Raw genomic sequence first — 13481 nt, forward strand, 5'->3', positions numbered from 1 at the left:
GGCGGTGTTGTGGTCTGTCTTGGTGGCGGGGTTGGCGACAGGATTGTCTACGGAATCGGCGACGTGATTGTCGGCGGTTCTGTCGGCGGTGTTGTGGTCTGTCTTGGTGGCGGGGTTGGCGACAGGATTGTCTACGGAATCGGCGACGTGATTGTCGGCGGTTCTGTCGGCGGTGTTGTGGTCAGTCTTGGTGGCGGGATTGGCGACAGGATTGTCTACGAAGTCGGTGACAGGATTGTCGGCGGTGTTGTCGTCAGTCTTGATAGCGGGATTGGCGACAGGATTGGCGGCAATCGTGTCGACAATCGCGTCGGGTTCCCACCGGGCGAACCTCACTCCCGCGTGGCGAACGCCGGCGCGGCCAGGCGGTACCAGCGGCGCGCGGTGCCGCCTCGCGCGTCCGCCAGTGCCGCGTCGTCCAGGCCGGCCCTGCGGAGCGCGTTGGTGAGGTCTTCCCAGGCCTCGAGGTAGGTCCGCCGCAGCAGGACGACGGGCCAGTTGCTCGCCAGCAGGAGCCGGTCGGAGCCGAAGCAGGACTCCGCCCAGTTGACGTACGCCGCCAGCGGCTTCGGGTTCCAGCGTGCCCAGGCCGTCAGCGCGTCGATCCCGATCGAGACCTTCAGCGCGATGTTCGGGTGCGCCGCCAGCCGCTGCACCCAGCCCGCCCACGGCTCCCAGCCCGCGCTCTCCACCGGCGGCCGCGCGAGGTGGTCGACCACGATCCGCAGGCCGGGCACCGCCGCGGCCACGTGACAGACGTGCGAGACCTGCCGCTCGGTCACCGCCACCACGTCCCAGGCCAGCCCGCGCGTGGCCAGTTCGTGGAAGACGTCGAGTACGTCGGTGCTCACCAGCCAGTCCGCCGATGACCGGCCGATCAGGCAGCGCACGCCGACGACCGGGGGAGTGGGCAGCCGCTCGAGCTCGGCGTACGCAGCCTCCGGATCGGACAGCGGCAGCCACGCGACCACGCCCCGGACGAACGCCGCCTCAGCGGCGTACTCGAGCAGGCGGACGTTCTCCTCCGCGGTGTCGACCGACTGGATCAGCACCGTGCCCGCGACGCCGGCGCGCTCCAGCTCCGGCGCGAGCACAGCCGGCTGGAACACCGGCAGGAAGTGCTGGTGCGCGTCAATCGTCGTCGCGATGGGCATGGGCTTCCACCGTATCGGCGAGCGTCTGGGCCAGCAGCCCGGCGACCGGAAGCCCCAGGTCCGCGGCCCGGGCCGCCGCCACGACGTCCCAGAGGTCCTTGCTCCACGGCCGGTTGCGTACGGGCACACCCGCCTCGTCGTAGGCCGCGGCGACCGTGTCGAAGAAGCCCCACGTCCGCGCGACCCAGGTGTCGCCGGTGCTCGTACGCACGACATCCAGGACGTCCGAACGCCGGACGCCGTACGCCTCGGCGAGCCGGAGCGCCTCGTGCGTCCCGGCCAGCGCGGCGCACATCATCAGCTGGTTGGCGAGCTTGGTCGCCGAGCCGGTACCGGGCGGACCGAGGTGTACGACATCGGAGGCGATCAGGTCGAGATAGGGCCGCGCGCGTTCCAGCACGGCGGCGTCGGCGCCGGCCATCACCGTGAGCGTGCCCTGCTCGGCACGTTCGTACCCACCGCTGACCGGCGCGTCGACGAAGCCGACGCCCGCGGCGGCGAGCGATTCCCCAAGCTTGCTTGCGGTTTCGGGCAGGATCGTGCTGTGTACGACGACCAGGCCCACGTCGGCCACACCGTCGACGACCGCTTCGACCGCCACATCGTCGGGCACTGCCATCGCCAGGACGTCGCAGCCGGCGAGGTCGGTCAGGCTCCGCGCAGCGAAGGCGCCCTCGTCGACCAGGGCCCGCACCGGATCCGGCCGCAGGTCGTAGGCCCGCACCTGCTGACCACCGCGCAGCAGCGCCTTCACCATGGGCAAGCCGAGGTTGCCCAGGCCGGCGAACCCGATCAGTGTCATCAGCTCACCGTCTCGTCCAGGGCCCAGCCCAGCTTCTCGTACAGCTTGCGCCTGCCCACCTTGTCCTTGTCCAGCTCCTGTCGCGCGTACTTCGCGACCACCTCGGCGTGCTCGATCGGCACCACGATCACGCCGTCGCCGTCGGCCACGATGATGTCGCCGGGCCGGACGAGCGCGCCACCGATGCTGACCGGAACCTGCGCCGCGTCGAACTCGATGCGGCCCTGGACCATGCTCTGCGCCCTGGTGCGGCAGAAGATCGGCACCTTCTGCAGCACGCACTCGTCGCGGTCGCGCACACCGCCCGAGGTGACGATGCCCGCGGCGCCGGCGGCGTACCAGCTGAGGGAGTTGTTCGACCCGATCTCACCGACGGCCACATCCGGCGGCGACTCCACGACGACGACCTCACCGCTGGTGAGGTTCTGCTCCAGGGGGTAGGAGTAGAGCTCCTTGTACCAGTAGGAGTAGGCCCACGTGGTGTACTCCTCCGGGGTCATCGGCGGCACGACCTTCTCCGAAAGCCGGTGCCGCATCGTGTGAGCCGGTCCGTGCAGCCGGGCGCCCTGGAACATGGGAGCGATTTCAGGGGAGACCGTGCCCTTGCCGTGCAGGCCGGCCCAGTCCATGCCGTCGCGTACGTCGGATACCCGGAGCCCTTCGAACAGCGCACCAACGTCGGTCATCTGCGGCCTCCTCGGCTATTGACTCGGCTCGGCTATCGGCTAACTATTGTTTACAAAAGACAAGAGGTCGCCGCAAGGGGCAGCTCTGGAGGCCGCGGTGGCCAACACCGGCCCGCCGCGACGGGGTGAGGCCGCGCAAGTCGAGCTTGCCTCACGGATGGAGTGAAGCCCTGATGCGGATCGCCCTCGGCGACGTCGAGCCGAAGGTCGCGGACACCGCGATCGTGCTGCCGACGGTGACGGTCATCGGCGATGTGGTGATCGACGCGTACGCGAACCTCTGGTACGGCTGCGTCGTCCGCGGTGACGAGGCGCGCATCACGATCGGCGAGCACACCAACCTGCAGGACGGTGTGATCGTGCACGCCGACCCGGACTTCCCGGCGACGATCGGGCCCAGATGCACCGTCGGGCACGGGGCGATCATCCATGGCTCCACAGTGGAGAGCGACAGCCTGATCGGCATGCGCGCCGTCGTACTGAACGGCGCGACGATCGGCCGCGGTTGTCTGGTCGCCGCCGGTGCGGTCGTTCGCGAAGGCATGCACGTGCCGCCGAACTCCTTGGTGGCCGGCGTTCCGGCGAAGGCACGCCGCGAGGTGAGCGACGCCGAGCGGCAACGCATCGAGGACTCCTGGCGCGGTTATGTGGAACGGGCCGCACGTCACCGCGCTGCCCTGGAGGCGCCCTGACGCCGGCGCCAGTTCATCAGGGGTGTGGTGATGACCGGCATCCAAGGGAGGTAGGAAGAGACTGTGCAGCAACCAAGTCTCGAAGGCGTCCGCGTGCTCGAGGTCGGCATCTTCATGGCCGGGCCGTACGCCGGCATGCAACTGGCCGATCTCGGCGCCGATGTGGTGAAGGTGGAGGCGCCGGGAAAAGGCGATCCGGTCCGCGAGATCGGACCGTTCCTCGACGATGAGAGCTCGCCGTTCGTCCGGCTCAACCGCAACAAGCGCTCGACGGTCATCGACCTCAAGCACCAAGCGGGCAAGGCGGCGTTCGAGCGGTTGATCGCCGATGCCGACGTCCTGCTGGAAAACCTGCGTCCGGGCGCGATGCGCGGGCTCGGTCTCGGCTACGACGAGGTCAGGCGGCTCAACCCCGGCCTGGTGTACGTCTCGCTGTCCGGTTGGGGACAGGACGGGCCCCGGGCCGGCCTGCCCGGGCTGGACGTGATGGCGCAGGCGCGGTCCGGGTTGATGAGCATCACGGGTGCACCGGACGGCGAGCCCGCGAAGATCGGGGTGCCGGTGTGTGACCTGGTGTGCGGCATCTACGGTGCGCTGGCGGCGGTCTCCGCGCTGCGCGCCCGCGATCGCGACGGGCAGGGACAGCACATCGACGTCTCGCTGTTCGAGGCCGGCATCTCGCTCGCGGTCTGGGAGGCGGGCAAGTACTGGGCGACCGGCGAGGTCGGCAAGCCGCTCGGCTCCGCCCACCAGACCAGCGCGCCGTACCAGGCGTTCCGTACCCGCGACGGCTGGATCACGATCGGTGCGGTCACCCGCAAGACCTGGCAGGAGTTCTGCGAAACGCTCGGCCTGCAAGAGCTGCTGGCCGATTCGCGGTACGCCACGGCGTACGAGCGGCACGGCCTGCGGCACGAGCTCGTGCCCGCGATCGAAGCGGCCACCGTCGCCTGGACGACGGGCGACCTGGTGGCCAAGCTGGACGAGGTCGGCGTGCCGTGCGCGCCGATCGCCGACTACGCCGAGGTCTTCGACGACGAGCACGCCAACGCGCGCGACTACTACTGGGACGCACCGCATCCGCGGCTCGGCGCCGTACGGCAGCTCGGCTCGCCGATGCGGCTGTCGGAAACGCCAGTCGTACGCCGGGCGGCCGGGCCGGTGCTCGGCGCCGACACGCGTGCGGTCCTGAGCGCGGCTGGGTACTCCACTGAAGAGATCGACGAGTTGATGCGGGCAGGAGCGGTCGCGTGAGCGATGAGACGAACGAGGTGCTGGTCGAGCGCGCCGGCGCGGTGCTGCGGCTGACGTTCAACCGGCCCGAACGCCGCAACGCGATGACCTGGGCGATGTACGACGGGCTGGTGGCCGCGTGCGAGCAGGCCGACAGCGACCCGGAGATTCGCGTTCTGGTGTTGACGGGAGCAGGCGGCCAGGCGTTCGTCGCGGGCACCGACATCGACCAGTTCCTGGAGTTCGAGACCGGCGCCGACGGCGTGGCGTACGAGGAGAAGATGGCGGCGATCCTCGACCGGCTGGCCCGCGTGCGCGTGCCTGTGGTCGCGGTGATCCAGGGATTCTGCGTGGGTGCGGGGCTGGCGATCGCGAGCGTGTGCGACCTGCGGATCGCCGGCCGGTCGGCGCGGTTCGGCATCCCGATCGCGCGGACGGTGGGCAACTGCCTGTCGATGACCGTCTACTCCTTGCTGGTCAGCCACTTCGGTCCGGGACGCACGCTCGACCTGCTGCTGCGCGCCCGGCTGCTCTCCGCCGAGGAGGCGGACGACGCCGGCTTCCTCACAGGGCTGTGCGCCGACGACGAGGTGGAGGCGAAGGCCGCCGAGACGGTCGAACGGCTGCTCGGGCACGCACCGCTGTCGATGTGGGCGGCCAAGGAGGCAGTCCGCCGGCTGCGTACGACGGTCTTGCCGGATGGCGCGGACATCGTGGAAGCGGTCTACGGCAGCGACGACTTCAAGGCCGGCGTCCGTGCGTTCGTCGGCAAGCAGCGGGCGGAGTGGACCGGCGGCTGACCGCTGCCTGTCGATCGCCGGCCTGCCGGATCCGGACAGCGAAACATGTCTGGCACCAAGACCGGATATCTGTAGACAGATGGCCACTACCGAGACCGCCGCGAGCCTCTACGACACCGGCCTGTCGCCCGCCAGGCAACGGATCAACCTCGGCATCGCGCTGGCCGGGCTGCTGCTGAGCGCTGTGCTCGGCTTCCTCGTCCAGCCACCGACGATGTGGGGCCTGCTGCCGATCGTGCTGAACGCCGTGCTCTGCCTGCTCGGCATGGACATCCTGATCGCGACCGTCGCTGCCGTGGCGTCGGCGGCCCTGCTGGCGCAACCCGCGCCCGTCGACTTGGGCAAGCTGCTCGGCGCGTCGATGGGCGACCCGATCACCGTCATCGGCATGGTCATCGTGCTCGGTGCCGGCCTCGGCGAGGTGGTCCGTCGTACGGGCGTCGCCGAGCTCGTCGTCCGCGGGATCCTGAACGTGACCGGCCGGCACAACCAGACCGCTGTGCTGGCAGGCGTCCTGGCGTCGAGCGCGATCCTCGTGGCCGGCACCGGAACGCTGGCCGGCTCGATCGCGATCGCGGCGCCGATCGTGGTGCCGGTGTGCGCACGGGTCGGCTTCACGCGCTCGGCGACGGCCGCGATGCTGTTCGTCGGCGGGTGCGCGGGCCTGGCGCTGGCTCCGTTCGCGGGCTCGAACATCGCGATCCTGACGGCGGCCGAGGTGGGCTACGCGCACTACCTCGCGGTCGGCGCGGGACCGCTGGCCGCGTTGTCGATCGCGATGGCGTTCGTCGTCATACCGTGGATCCAGCGGCGGTCGGCGAAGACCGGCGACTTCTACGCCGACGAGGAGTCCGGCAACCAGGACGAGACGCTGATTCAGTACCGCACGCCTGTGGCCGCCCTGGTGTTCTTCGTCCTGCTGGTGGTGTCGGTCGTGTACGCCGCGATCGCGCAGGGCGGCACGGAGTTTCCCCTGCTGGCGTTGCCGATCCTCGCGATCGCGACCGGGATGGCCGGCGGGATGCGGCTGGAGCAGGTGTTCAACGCCGTCTACCAGGGTGCGGCCAGGCTGATCAGCATGCTGCTGTTGTTCTGGCTGCTGGCCGCGCTGTTCCAGGCGCAGGACCTGCTGAAGCCGTACGACGTGATCCTGGCGCGGTTCGGCGACGAGCTGTCCACGCTCGACGGGGTGGCGTTCGCGCTGGCGATCGCGTTCATCGGCTGGATCGGCGTTCCGGGCGCGACGGCGGCGCAGGTGACGCTGATCGACAAGGTGTTCGGGCCGATCGCGACGGCCGTCGGCGTCAGCACGTCGGCGTGGGTCATCGTGCTGCTGTGGGCGTCGAAGGGCGACACGTACGGACCGTTCCCGAACGCGAACATGGTGGGTCCGATGGGGTTCGCGCGGTCGCCGTCGTTGCGTAACCAGCTGCTGACTGGATGGATCATCATGCTGGCAGCGTCGGTAATGTATGTGCTCCTTCTGACTTTGGTGGTGTGAGATGGCCTACGACCTGGTGCTCCGTGGCGGCAACGTCATCGACGGCAGCGGCGCCGACGGGTTCGTCGCCGACGTCGCGGTCGCGGACGGGCGGATCGCGGAGGTCGGCCAGGTGGCGGCCGGCTCGGCGGCGCGTGTGCTCGACGTGGCCGGAGCGGTGGTGAGCCCTGGCTTCATCGACCTGCACTCGCACACCGACTACACCATCTTCAGCGCGCCCTCCGCGATCACGCAGGCGACGCAGGGCGTGACGACGCTGGTGACCGGCAACTGCGGCTTCTCGCCGTTCCCGATCGTGCCCTCGCACGCCGAGGAGCTGCGGTCGCACGGCGGCTTCCTCGCCGACGGGCTCTCCTGGGAGTGGGAGTCTCTGAAGGACTACGCCGACGCGCTCGACGCGTTGCCACTCGGCGTCAACCTCGCCTTGCAAGTCGGACACGATGCGCTGCGGATCGGTGCGATGGGGCTGGCCGAGCGGGCGCCGTCGGCCGAGGAGCTTTCGGTGATGCGGGCGCTGCTCGCGCAGGCGGCGGCAGATGGCGCGGTGGGCTTCTCGACCGGGCTGATCTACGCGCCGGGCCTGTACGCGTCGCTGGACGAGCTGGTCGCACTGGCCTCGGAGGCCGCCGCGGCCGGGCTGCTCTACTCCACCCACATGCGCAACGAGGGCGAGGCGTTGCTGGAGGCAATCGACGAGGCGCTCACGACCGCGCGACGTTCCGGCGTGCGGCTGGAGATCTCGCACCTCAAGGCCGCCGGCTCACAGAACTGGGGCCTGGTTTCGGAGGCGCTCGCGGCCATCTCGGCGGCGCGCGGGGATGGTGTCGACGTGGCGGCCGACCAGTATCCGTACACCGCTTCGAGCACGACGCTCACGGCGTGGCTGCCGGGCTGGGCACTGGACGGTGGCACGTCGGAGCTGCTGCGCCGGCTGGCCGATGAGGGGGAGTCCGCCCGGATCGCGGGCCAGCTCAGTGGCCTGTCCAGGGAGCTGCGTGCGGAGGCGATCGTGCTGGCGGACACGCCCGACGGGCCGTACCGCCGCTTCGTCGGGCAGAGCGTCGCGGACGTGGCGCGCGAGCTGGGGTTACCGCCGGCCGAGGCGATCCTCGAGGTGCTGCGCGGCCAGCGCGGCTCGGTGGGCATCGTCAACCACACCATGTCGGAGGACGACGTCCGCCAGGTGATGCGCGACCCGATGGTGAGCGTGGCGAGCGACAGCCACACGCCGGGGTGTCCTGGCCGTGGCCGGCCGCACCCGCGCGGGCTGGGCACGTTCACCCGCGTCCTCGGCCACTACGCCCGCGACGAGGACGTGCTGGGACTGCCGCTGGCGGTCCGCAAGATGACCGGCCTGCCGGCCTCCCGCCTCGGCTGGTCCGACCGCGGTGTCGTGCGTCCGGGAGCTGTCGCCGACCTCGCCGTGTTCGACCCGGCGACAGTCGTCGACCAAGCTACGTTCGACGATCCATGGCAGCTGTCGACCGGGCTGATCCACACGCTGATCGCGGGCGAGCCGGTGCTGGAGGCAGGGGAGCCGACCGCCGCCGCCCCGGGTGCGGTGCTGCGGAGGACCGCCTGAGGCAGGCCGTCATCACATGGAGCCGAGGTGGTGGTCCAGGACACGCTCTAGCCACTCGGTGACTTCGGGAACGACCTGGGTCGACAGGGCGGGCTCGCTGTGGCATTCCTGGTGGTCGAGGCCGGGGAACTGGATGACCGTGACGCCGCGGGCGGTGAGGGCGTCGCCGTGGCGGCGGAGGTGGCGGTCCTGGTTGCGGTCGGCCGTGCCGGCGTAGACCAGTCGTGGAAACGGCATCCGGCCTAGTTCGTCCAGCCAGTCGTAGCGCTTGAACCAGTGCCAGAACGTACGCGGGGCCACGGGCACGCGTTGCTCGCGCTCCATCCGGGCCATCCAGGCGTCAGTCGGCTGGTCGATCAGGGAGGCACCGCCGGCGATCAGGGCGGCGACGCGTGCCGGTGCGGCCTGCGCGACGGTCGCCGCCATGCAGCCGCCCTGGGAGTAGCCCCAGACCACGAAGCGGTCGACGGCCTCGGCATCCACCACGGCGAGGACCTGCTCGTAGAGACCGTCCGGCGGATAGTCGGTGGGCCGTTCGCTTCTGCCGAAGCCCAGGGGCTCGATCTGGATCACGTGGTAACGGTCGGCAAGCAGGGTGAAGAGGTCGTAGTCCTTCGGCAGCCGGTGTGGCTTGACGAGCACCACCGCCGGGCCCTCGCCCACGACGCGGTAGGCGAGCCGGTGCCCGGCGAACAACACTTCGCCGTCGCGGGGTTCCATCCGGACCATGGTAGCCAGCGGTGGATCTCTGCTAGGCTGCTTTCCGAAAGCGTACAACCACATATCGTTTGCACAGGGCTTCGTTGGGTGGGACACAACCGGAGGTTGTTGTGTTCCGCCCTTATTTTGTTGTACTCCGTGTGCCTGGCCTCGCCCTGCCGCTGCTCACGAGCTTCCTCGGCTCGCTGCCGATCGGCATGCTCAACCTCGGCATCCTGCTGCTCCTCCAGTCCACCACCGGGTCGTTCACCCGCGCGGGCGCGGTCGTCGCCGCGTTCAGTGTGGGCAACGGGGTCGGGCTGCTCGTCCAGGGCCGGTTGATCGACCGGCGCGGCCAGTCGGCCGTACTCACCACCACCGCGTTGCTGTGCGGGCTCTCGCTCGCACTGCTCACGCTGCTCGCCGTCGAACGTGGCCCGATCGTGGCCATCGGCGCGCTCGCGGTCGTGGGCGGGGCGTGCCTGCCGGCGGTCATCACCTGCATGCGGATCCTGATCCCCGAGCTGGTCCAGGTCGCACCACAGCGCGCGGCCGCGTACGCCTTGCTCGGCACGCAGTTCCAGATCGCCTCGATCGCCGGTCCGCTGGTCGTCTCCGCCCTGCTGGTGCTGGCGAAACCAGCCATGGCCGTCATCGCCGCCGGCGTTCTCGCGACCAGCGCGGGGCTCGTCTTCGCCGAGACACCCGCGTCCCGGAGCTGGCACCCGTCCACGAAGCCCGGCAAGACACACCACACCACTGCCAGGCAGTTGTTGACGCCTGGCGTGACGACGCTCCTGATCGCCGCACTCGGTGCGGGAACGGCCGCCGGCCTGGCCAGCGTCGCGATCCCCGCGGTCGCGGTCACCACCGGCACCGCGTCGCTGGCCGGCCTGCTGTTCGCGGCCGGGTCCGCCGGCGACCTGGTTGGCGGACTGGTCTACGGCGCCCGAACCTGGCGCATGCCCCAACCGCTGCGACTGGTCACCTGCCAGCTCTCCATCGCGGCTGCGGGCAGCTTGCTGGCCTGCACCACCGGGCGGCCGCACCTGATGTTCGCCCTGATGTTCCTCACAGGCCTGGCCCAGGCACCCGGCGGCATCGCCATCTCGATGCTGCTCGACGCCGTTGCCCGCAAGGGAGTCCTCGGCCAGTCCTACACCTCGATGGTCGCGGCCGGCCTGGCCGGCGCGGCCGCGGGCAGCGCGATCGGCGGCGCTGCCGGCGACCGGACAGCGCCCTGGGTGCTGTTCGCGATCGAAGCCGCCGTGATGGCGGCGACCGCCGGTTTCACGTTCTGGCGCAGGCGAACCTTGGCCGGGCAGTGGGAACCCGATCTCGACGGGTAGCGCTCATCGGATGACGGCGTTCGCGGCCTTCTCGGCGTCGGCCAGTGCCTGCTCCGGACTCTTCCTGCCCAGCAGCGCGGCCTGGATCTCCGGCGCCAGCGCCGCCATCACCTCACGTGCCCGCGGGTGCGGCGGTCCGGCCGTGGCCAGGTCGACGTGCTTCTCCGCCGCGCCGAGGATGGGATCCGAAGCGTACAAGGAGCTTTGCGACGTACGAGGGGAGAAGTAGCCGGGCAGCGCGAGGTACTTCTTCATGACGTCGGGCCGCGTGACGTACGCGACGAACGTGCCGGCCTCGTCCTTGTGTGCGGAGCGCTTGAGGATGGCCAGCGAGCCGACCGAGCCGTACGTGACGTCCTTGGCCTGCTTGAACGGCGCGAGCACGGAGACGTTCTCCTTGCCCCAGTAGCCGGCCAGCTGCCGCGGTGCGCTGCTCTGCGTGCAGGCCACCTTGTTCTGCGCGACGGCCTGTTGCTCGGCCGGCGGGACCTTCGTCAGCGGCTGCGGGTCGACGAGCTTCTCGTCGGCGAGTTTCCTCAAGTACGTCAGGGCTTCCAGGCCCTGCGGCGAGTTGAACGCGACCTTGCGGCCGTCCGGGCTGAACACGTCGCCGCCGGCCTCCCACAGGTAGATGTAGAAGCTGGTGTCGAGCGTGCCGGCCGGGTCGGCGGGATAGTCGGTGAGATAGAGGCCCTTGGCGGCGAACTTCGGCCCGAGCGCGGCGAAGTCGTCCCAGCTGGCCGGCATGCTGGAGACGCCTGCCTGCGCGAACACCTTCTTGTTGCAGACAGGCGTGACGACGGTCATCAGCAGGGGAGCGGCCAGCAGGTTTCCCCGCGGTGACACCGACTCGACGGCGTTCTCGCGGTAGTCCCGGACCGTCGCCTTCGGGAGGTACTCCTCGGCCGGCAGCAGGGAGTTCTCCCACGTGGGCAGCTGGTCGGAGGTCAGGTAGACGATGTCAGGGCCCTTGCCACCGGAGACGGCGGTCCGCAGCTGCCGGTCGCGGTTCGCCCACGGGTAGACGGTGACCTCGACGTCGATGCCCGGGTTGGCTTTCCTGAACTCGGCTACCGTGTCGTTCCAGAACTTCCTGTGCTGTGTCTTGTCGGCGACGACGGGATAGATCCACATCGTCACGGTGTCCTTCTCGCCGGCGCTGTCGGATCCGCAAGCGACCTGCCCGGCCAGCAGTGCCAAGCCGGCCGCCGCGGCGGCGGCCCTGCGAAGGCGCATCGTCTCTCCCCACGGGTTGTACAGCGGGCCTGACCGTAAGACGTCGGGCTGCTCGGCGTCAACAACGTTCGGATAGTTCTCCGGAACTAGTCAGGTCAATGCTCGTGCCTGATGCCTGGAACCGGAGAGATTTCTACTGTTCCCGGTGTGTTCCGACGTGCACTGTTCATCTTGGTCGCCCTCTGGGCGGTCCTCGGCGCCGCCACACCCGCGCTGGCGCACGGCCTCAGCGCCGAGGCCGACCTCGCGCTCGCCCAGACGATCGCCGGCAACGAGCTGACGGTCGTCGTCCGGCGAACCGACGAGGTACCGGGCCCGGTACGCGTGGACGTGATCGCACATCGTCCGGTCCGCGCGACGGACGTACGCCTCGGGCTGCGGGCGCGCACAGGCGGCGACCGCTCCACGGCCGAGCTCACGCTGGTGGCCGGCCGCGCCGGCACCTACGCGGCGACCCTGCATGCCGAACGGACCGGCCCACACCTGCTCGAGCTGGGTGCGGGCGGGGAGACCAGCCTGCTGCCGTTCCAGCTCCTGGTTCCACGCGCCAGCGGCTCAGAGCTGCTCGGCTCCGGCGCGTTCGGCGTCGCGAGCGTGCTGCTGATCGGAGCCCTGACCAGTGGCGCGCTGGCCCGCCGGGTGCCGGCTCTCGCGCTCGGCAGCGCCGCGGTACTGGCCGCCGCGGTCGGGCTCACCGCCGGCCTGCTCTCGTCCCAGCTCAACCCCGCCCGGCCGCCCGCGCGGCCCTATGCGCAGCTGAACCTGGCGGCCGCGTCCACACCGCGGGCCGGCACGCCGTTCACGCTGCGGCTGTCGCTGCTGGACGGCGCCACCGGCTATCCGGTCGACGATCTCGTCCCGAACCATGCGGCCCTCACCCACCTCGTCGTGACGAGCGAGGACGGTGGGTACTTCCGGCGCGTCCATCCGATCCGGACGGCCGCCGGGCAGTGGGAGGTACGGCTGACAGCCGATCGCCCGGGCCGCTATCTCGCCTGTCTCGAGCTCGAGCGCGCCGGCTCCGGCGGCCAGCTGGTCGCGGGCAGCTTCGGGGTGACCGGCGCTGCGCCGGTGACCGCGAAACCGGTCGTGGCCGAGCACCTGCGGGCGACGGCCGGCCGGGCGACCCTGATCGAGGTCGACGCAGGCTCCGGCGTGCAGCCGTGGCTCGGCATGGCCGGGCACCTGATCGTGCGCGACCGGTCCGGCGGCTATCTCGGGCACGTACACGAACAGCTCTCGATGCGCCCGGGCGGACCGCCACCGGACGAGACGGTGGCGAGCTACGGCCCGACGCTGCGGTTCACGTTCAGATTCCCCAAGCCGGGCAGGTACTTCGCCTGGGTGCAGTACGTGCGGGACTACGAGATCCACACCGTCGCGTACGTCGTCGAGGTCGGTGCGGGCGCCCCCGAGCCGGAACAGGCCGGCAGCCAGGGCAGGAACTACACCGTCCGGGTCGGCTTCGACGAGGCCATGCGCGAGGCCACCATCCACGTGGAGCCGGACGCGCGAACGGTCGATGTGTCGGCCGTGATGCCCGGGATGGGCCACGCGACGCCGCCCGTGGCGGCACGCAAGCTCGCGCCAGGCAGGTTCCAAGCCCGCACCGAGTTCTTCGGCATGCGAGGGGAGTGGGAGCTCTCCGTCCGTGTCACCGGAGCCGCGGGCGCCGAGATCATCACGATTCCAGTAGCGGTCAACCAGTAACCCAGTAACCCAGATAACCCAGTCAGATGGAGGAGTT

The 13481-nt window shown here is 70.3% G+C and carries 12 protein-coding genes; 7 read left to right on the forward strand and 5 right to left on the reverse strand.

Translation table 11 applies throughout. The features are described 5' to 3' along the window. Positions 1-332 precede the first annotated feature (332 nt). The 3 genes from ACYVF6_RS20950 to ACYVF6_RS20960 are packed head-to-tail and all read right to left on the reverse strand — an operon-like array spanning position 333 to position 2642. A complete protein-coding gene (locus tag ACYVF6_RS20950) occupies positions 333-1154 on the reverse strand; it encodes an amidohydrolase family protein (RefSeq protein WP_460523846.1) in 822 nt (273 codons plus the stop codon). Next, complete coding sequence (locus ACYVF6_RS20955) at positions 1132-1956, reverse strand: NAD(P)-dependent oxidoreductase (protein ID WP_460523848.1); 825 nt, start codon at positions 1954-1956, stop codon at positions 1132-1134. The genes ACYVF6_RS20950 and ACYVF6_RS20955 overlap by 23 nt, the downstream gene beginning before the upstream one ends. Continuing rightward, positions 1956-2642, reverse strand: a complete 687-nt coding sequence (locus ACYVF6_RS20960) for an RraA family protein (protein ID WP_460523850.1) — start codon at positions 2640-2642, stop codon at positions 1956-1958. The genes ACYVF6_RS20955 and ACYVF6_RS20960 overlap by 1 nt, the downstream gene beginning before the upstream one ends. 173 nt (positions 2643-2815) lie before the next feature. Here ACYVF6_RS20960 and ACYVF6_RS20965 point away from each other — a divergent pair, with 173 nt between their 5' ends. The 5 genes from ACYVF6_RS20965 to ACYVF6_RS20985 all read left to right on the forward strand — a co-directional run bounded on the left by ACYVF6_RS20965 (position 2816) and on the right by ACYVF6_RS20985 (position 8450). Then, on the forward strand, positions 2816-3334 hold the full coding sequence (locus ACYVF6_RS20965) for a gamma carbonic anhydrase family protein (RefSeq protein WP_460523852.1): 519 nt from the start codon (positions 2816-2818) through the stop codon (positions 3332-3334). Between the two features lie 63 nt (positions 3335-3397). Then, a complete protein-coding gene (locus tag ACYVF6_RS20970; RefSeq protein ID WP_460523854.1) occupies positions 3398-4588 on the forward strand; it encodes a CaiB/BaiF CoA transferase family protein in 1191 nt (396 codons plus the stop codon). Continuing rightward, the gene (locus ACYVF6_RS20975; protein WP_460523856.1) at positions 4585-5367 is read left to right on the forward strand and encodes a Clp protease/crotonase-like domain-containing protein; all 783 of its coding nucleotides are present in this window, start codon (positions 4585-4587) and stop codon (positions 5365-5367) included. Before ACYVF6_RS20970 ends, ACYVF6_RS20975 begins: the two co-directional genes overlap by 4 nt. Before the next feature lie 79 nt (positions 5368-5446). Continuing rightward, on the forward strand, positions 5447-6868 hold the full coding sequence (locus tag ACYVF6_RS20980; protein ID WP_460523858.1) for a transporter permease: 1422 nt from the start codon (positions 5447-5449) through the stop codon (positions 6866-6868). A 1-nt stretch (position 6869) separates the two neighbouring features. Next, complete coding sequence (locus ACYVF6_RS20985) at positions 6870-8450, forward strand: N-acyl-D-amino-acid deacylase family protein (protein ID WP_460523860.1); 1581 nt, start codon at positions 6870-6872, stop codon at positions 8448-8450. A gap of 12 nt (positions 8451-8462) precedes the next feature. Here the strand turns inward: ACYVF6_RS20985 and ACYVF6_RS20990 are convergent, their stop codons facing one another. Further along, positions 8463-9170, reverse strand: coding sequence for an alpha/beta fold hydrolase (locus tag ACYVF6_RS20990; protein ID WP_460523862.1), 708 nt, complete (start codon positions 9168-9170; stop codon positions 8463-8465). A gap of 140 nt (positions 9171-9310) precedes the next feature. Between ACYVF6_RS20990 and ACYVF6_RS20995 the strand changes: the two genes are divergently transcribed. Next, positions 9311-10498 carry an MFS transporter gene (locus ACYVF6_RS20995; RefSeq protein WP_460523864.1) on the forward strand — a complete coding sequence of 396 codons (1188 nt, stop codon included), beginning with the start codon at positions 9311-9313 and terminating at the stop codon, positions 10496-10498. Positions 10499-10501: 3 nt separating this feature from the next. On the opposite strand, the gene ACYVF6_RS21000 is transcribed toward ACYVF6_RS20995, so the two are convergent. Then, positions 10502-11734 (reverse strand): type 2 periplasmic-binding domain-containing protein, encoded by a 1233-nt coding sequence (locus tag ACYVF6_RS21000; RefSeq protein ID WP_460523866.1) that lies wholly within the window; start codon positions 11732-11734, stop codon positions 10502-10504. A 147-nt stretch (positions 11735-11881) separates the two neighbouring features. Between ACYVF6_RS21000 and ACYVF6_RS21005 the strand changes: the two genes are divergently transcribed. Then, positions 11882-13444, forward strand: coding sequence for a hypothetical protein (locus tag ACYVF6_RS21005; RefSeq protein ID WP_460523867.1), 1563 nt, complete (start codon positions 11882-11884; stop codon positions 13442-13444). The last annotated feature ends 37 nt before the right edge of the window (positions 13445-13481 follow it).

This window comes from Flindersiella endophytica (assembly GCF_054779015.1).

Coding starts and splice junctions, on each gene's coding strand:
- ACYVF6_RS20950 (WP_460523846.1), bottom strand. CDS start 1,154: ATGCCCATCGCGACGACGATTGACGCGCACCAGCACTTCCTGCCGGTG.
- ACYVF6_RS20955 (WP_460523848.1), bottom strand. CDS start 1,956: ATGACACTGATCGGGTTCGCCGGCCTGGGCAACCTCGGCTTGCCCATG.
- ACYVF6_RS20960 (WP_460523850.1), bottom strand. CDS start 2,642: ATGACCGACGTTGGTGCGCTGTTCGAAGGGCTCCGGGTATCCGACGTA.
- ACYVF6_RS20965 (WP_460523852.1), top strand. CDS start 2,816: ATGCGGATCGCCCTCGGCGACGTCGAGCCGAAGGTCGCGGACACCGCG.
- ACYVF6_RS20980 (WP_460523858.1), top strand. CDS start 5,447: ATGGCCACTACCGAGACCGCCGCGAGCCTCTACGACACCGGCCTGTCG.
- ACYVF6_RS20985 (WP_460523860.1), top strand. CDS start 6,870: ATGGCCTACGACCTGGTGCTCCGTGGCGGCAACGTCATCGACGGCAGC.
- ACYVF6_RS20990 (WP_460523862.1), bottom strand. CDS start 9,170: ATGGAACCCCGCGACGGCGAAGTGTTGTTCGCCGGGCACCGGCTCGCC.
- ACYVF6_RS21000 (WP_460523866.1), bottom strand. CDS start 11,734: ATGCGCCTTCGCAGGGCCGCCGCCGCGGCGGCCGGCTTGGCACTGCTG.